Raw genomic sequence first — 3490 nt, 5'->3', positions numbered from 1 at the left:
ATCCCCTCCGGAGAATGGCAGATTGATGCGCCCGCCAATGTGGGAGCGCAAGGCTTCCTGTTCTGCCAGGACGGTGAGACTGAGAATGGGATTTTCTTCCCTTGCATTCCCTCTGGAGACAATCCGCATGCCAGTGCCGAAGGCGGCACCCTGCGCCTTAAAGGGCCGGATGGCGTTGTCGTGGAGATCACTGGCGGCAAGCTCACCATCACCTGCACTGAGGCCACTGTGAACGCTGACACCGTCAATCTTGGCGGGACTGGCGGCAAGGAGGTGGCCCGGATCGGGGACAAGGTGGAAGTCAAACGCGGATCTTCGAAGGGGCTTTGGCCCATCGTCGAAGGCTCTTCGACAGTATTTGCAGTTGATTGAGGATGACACAATGAGTGTGAAGAACGAGACCTATGAAGTCCTGAAGCAAGCCATGATCTTTGGTCAATGGCGCAGCAAAGGCGATGAGGTGGAGATGAGCCAAGCTCAGGCCCGCTTTCTGCTTCTCAATGAAACCGTGAAGCTGAAGAAGGCAACGCGCAAGAGTTCCAGCACCAAAGCTGCTGACGAGACGAAGGCTTAATCTGATGGCCGGGTACGATTCAGTGACAGGAAAACCACTTTACGGGGATGCGCGCATTGCGCAATCCATCCGCCGTCTTGTGGTGACACGCGGCGATCTGGTGATGCGCCGCCATCTGCGCTGTGATCTGCCTGACCTGATTGATACGCCGCACAACGGGGCGCAGCGGATACTGTTTCAGGCAGCTGTTGCCTCAGCCATTCATGAACATGAAGCCCGTGTGGATCTGGAAGAGGTTCGCCTTATTGCTGTGGAAGCGTCAACGGATCTGGATGCAGCGGAACGTGTTGCTGATGGTGAAAACCGTCTTGAGATCCTGGCAACCAGCCGGGAAACGGGACAACCGGTCTCGCTGAGCGAGGTGGTGCGATGAGCCGTTATGACGACATCATTGATCTGAGCAAGGTCGAACCGCCCAAGCTGATTGACGAGAAAGAACACTCGCAGATCTTTGAGGGGATCAAGGCTGAGTATGAAGCCAAATGGCCTGAGTTTGAGGATGAAACCGAGTTTGAACCGGTTCGTGCTCACCTTCATGTGGATGCTCAGCTTGCCTATCAGGCAAACACCCGGATCAATACGGCTGCAAAGGCTTCTCTTCTTGCCAGCGCCACCGGAACGGATCTGGACGCCAAGGGTTATGGCCGGTCTACACCGCGCAAAACCGTAGAGGTTGGCCAGGATGGCGCTCCCGATGTGATGGAGCAAGATGACGACTACCGCGAACGCATTCGTATTGCCCCAGAAAGCTGGTCAACAGCGGGTGCTGAAGGAGCTTATGAGTATTGGGCAAAGAGTGTTCCAGGTGTGCGGGATGCGCGTGCCTATTCGCCCGCACCTTGCGATGTTGAGATCTATGTTGCGCCGGATGATTTGAGTGCTCCTGCAAATCAGGACCTGCTTGATGCAGTCCTGGAGGCTGTGAGTGCGAAGATCAGACGCCCGATCGGGGACCGTGTAACCGTCAAGGCTGCGCAGATCCTGAACACGCCAGTAACTGCTACGCTTTACGTGCTGGCAGGTCCGAGCCCGGATCTTTTGAAAAGCAAAGCCGCGATGCGGGCCACAGATTATCTCCTCAGCCGCCAGAAAATCTGGAAATCCCTTTACAAGTCCAAGCTGGATGGTTCGCTGGATGTGCCCGGTGTTGAAAATCTGAAGACCGATCCAGACGGGGACATCCAAGCTGAAAAACACCAGATCATCTGGGCATCCTCTTTGACGGTGAATGTGGAGGTGATTGATGCGTGACGCTTCCTCGCAGTTGCCTAATGATGCTACGGATCATGAACGCCGCGTGGCCTCTGTTTCCTTCTGGTCCTTCGAGCTTGATCAGGCCATTGCAGATTTGCGCGATCTGACCAATCCGGACAAGACACCCGCAAAGTACCTGCCATTTCTGGCTTTCGAGGCTTCCGTTGATTTTTGGGATGAAGAGTGGAGCGACGATGTAAAACGTCGATCCATCAAGATGAACTACCAGATCCAGCGGCACAAAGGCACAGCTCACGCTGTTGAAACAGCCCTGGGGATCATTGGGGTCTATCCGCATATTCTGGAGTGGTGGGAAGAGGACGGCTCAGGTGTTCCTGGAACGTTTGAGGTCACAGCTTATGCCAATGAGCAGATCTATCATGGTCTGCCATACCTTTCTTCCAAGCTTCAGGAAAAAGCCATTGAAGCGGTAGAGCGTTCGAAGCCGTTATCGCGTCACTTCACATTTACACTTGGGGCCCATCTGGAAAGCGAGATCGGCATCGGCATGGGTGGTCGCTCCAATGCTTTCACTCAGCCTAGGGGCGCAACGGTTCTTCCCAGAAGCGGCACAACTTTGAGCATAGGTACAATGGCGCGTGGTGTTGCTTTTGTAGCGCAAACGGCTGAGCCGGTTCTGCCGCAGATGGGGACAGTTCTTGGCTGTGCAGCAGCAGCTCGTTGCCATTCCTTCCTTTCACTTCATGGAGAGCTTTTGACATGAGCCTCAAAGCCATCAATCCAACACTCACACGCAACGGTATGCGAGCAATCTTTGATGCTTCGGATGCTGGCCTTCATGCCAAGATTACACATCTGGCCTTTGGAGCTTCGCGCTATACGCCAACGGGTAATGAGAACAGTCTGAAATCAGAGAAAGCCCGTATCGAGTTAATTGGATCTCGTTATCTGGATGATTTTCAGATGGAGATTACGGCCAAGATTGACGGGGATGCAGGTTTCACACTGGCTGAGCTGGGCGTGATCCTGGAGGATGGCACTCTGCTTGCTGTCTGGTCCGATCCGAACACGCCACTGGCGCAATATACACCAGGTGTACCAATCGCTTTTTCCTTCGTGCTGGCACTTGCTGCTCTCCCTCAGGACGTCATTCAGGTCTCGGGTGATGTGGATCTTCAGCTCTTTTTTGGCGAGGAGTTTGCGCAATTGGCAACGGCTATCACTGCAAACATGTTGGCGCAGGCCAAAGCTGATGTGCGGGCTGATGAACTTGCCAAGCTTCAATCCCATCAACAAGAAACGCTGGACCAGATCCAGGCAGGGACGCTTCCCATCACGGCAGCTTAACCCACTTAAAACGAGAAAGGCAGGCAGATGTCACTTTCAGGAGATATTGCAGAGCTGGTTAGTGAAAGCCGCAAACTGCAAGAGTATTTTGCGAACTACCGCAATGAGGCCGAGGTGGAGCGCCGGGCCGCGCTCGCAACCGCACCGGATATGATGAAGGTGTTTTGGGTTGATCAGATAAACGGAGATGATGGTAACTCTGGAAACGAAAATGAGCCCTTACGATCGATTAAAACAGCTGTAAAGAGGACGCCTGAGGTTGGTATTTGCAAGATTAACTTGCAGTCTGATTATCATTTTTCTGAGATTACTTATCTCAATCACCAAGGGCTCTACATTGACGGTGTTGGTGAC

At 53.6% G+C, this 3490-nt stretch carries 7 protein-coding genes; all 7 read left to right on the top strand.

All coding sequences use genetic code 11. The annotated features are described in order from the left end of the window. On the top strand, positions 1 to 372 hold a 372-nt coding region (locus PPL9_RS32750; protein WP_057465562.1), incomplete at its 5' end, for a hypothetical protein. Positions 373 to 382: 10 nt separating this feature from the next. Beyond that, complete coding sequence (locus PPL9_RS26635) at positions 383 to 574, top strand: hypothetical protein (RefSeq protein ID WP_057465561.1); 192 nt, start codon at positions 383 to 385, stop codon at positions 572 to 574. 22 nt (positions 575 to 596) lie between these two features. Next, positions 597 to 947: a baseplate assembly protein gene (locus PPL9_RS26630; protein ID WP_161831463.1), complete on the top strand. Its 351-nt coding sequence runs from the start codon at positions 597 to 599 to the stop codon at positions 945 to 947. Next, entirely contained in the window at positions 944 to 1825 is an 882-nt protein-coding gene (locus PPL9_RS26625; protein ID WP_057465559.1) for a baseplate J/gp47 family protein, read from the top strand. The genes PPL9_RS26630 and PPL9_RS26625 overlap by 4 nt, the downstream gene beginning before the upstream one ends. Beyond that, positions 1818 to 2552, top strand: a complete 735-nt coding sequence (locus PPL9_RS26620; protein WP_057465558.1) for a phage tail protein I — start codon at positions 1818 to 1820, stop codon at positions 2550 to 2552. Before PPL9_RS26625 ends, PPL9_RS26620 begins: the two co-directional genes overlap by 8 nt. Beyond that, positions 2549 to 3136, top strand: coding sequence for a phage tail protein (locus tag PPL9_RS26615; RefSeq protein WP_057465557.1), 588 nt, complete (start codon positions 2549 to 2551; stop codon positions 3134 to 3136). Before PPL9_RS26620 ends, PPL9_RS26615 begins: the two co-directional genes overlap by 4 nt. 27 nt (positions 3137 to 3163) lie before the next feature. Then, the coding region (locus PPL9_RS32560) for a hypothetical protein (RefSeq protein ID WP_200962378.1) at positions 3164 to 3490 on the top strand (327 nt) is incomplete at its 3' end.

The sequence above is a fragment of the Pseudovibrio sp. POLY-S9 genome (assembly GCF_001431305.1).
Taxonomy (GTDB): domain Bacteria; phylum Pseudomonadota; class Alphaproteobacteria; order Rhizobiales; family Stappiaceae; genus Pseudovibrio.
This window is presented reverse-complemented; position numbering and strand designations above follow the sequence as displayed.

What these genes read in the sequence shown, in the direction of transcription:
- PPL9_RS26635 (WP_057465561.1), top strand. Translation starts at nt 383, where the DNA reads ATGAGTGTGAAGAACGAGACCTATGAAGTCCTGAAGCAAGCCATGATC.
- PPL9_RS26625 (WP_057465559.1), top strand. Translation starts at nt 944, where the DNA reads ATGAGCCGTTATGACGACATCATTGATCTGAGCAAGGTCGAACCGCCC.
- PPL9_RS26620 (WP_057465558.1), top strand. Translation starts at nt 1,818, where the DNA reads ATGCGTGACGCTTCCTCGCAGTTGCCTAATGATGCTACGGATCATGAA.
- PPL9_RS26615 (WP_057465557.1), top strand. Translation starts at nt 2,549, where the DNA reads ATGAGCCTCAAAGCCATCAATCCAACACTCACACGCAACGGTATGCGA.